Annotated in this window: 1 pseudogene; it reads right to left on the bottom strand. The window is 49.3% G+C overall.

From position 1 onward, the window contains the following. Window positions 1–337 (bottom strand): annotated as a pseudogene (locus tag SB775_RS28195) (hypothetical protein); the annotation flags it as partial.

Below are 337 nucleotides of genomic sequence, written 5' to 3'. Positions count from 1 at the left end.
CCATGGTCGCTTGTAAGCCTTGGCTGCGCGATACGATTTTTTTCGCGTATTCATTTAAGATGAGCGTCGTCTCATGATTGAGGAGATGAAAGCGGGTCAGCATCTCCACCATCGTACTAATATCAACGACCCGCTCGCCTACATCAATCACATGCTCAATATGAGCGGGAACATAGCTGCGCTCACCAGGCGTTATCGCGATAGCTGATTTTGGCTGCTCTGGAACGCCAGGATAGCATGGCAGCAGATTGACATTTCTGAGCCCTAATTCATAGATCAACGAGATCGTCTCCACAGCAGAGTCGCGCTCATCATTGACCACCAGATAATTTCCGTC

This window comes from Peribacillus sp. SIMBA_075 (genome assembly GCF_046534585.1).
The sequence above is the reverse complement of the archived record's forward strand: the minus strand, read 5'-3'. Positions and strand labels throughout refer to the sequence as shown.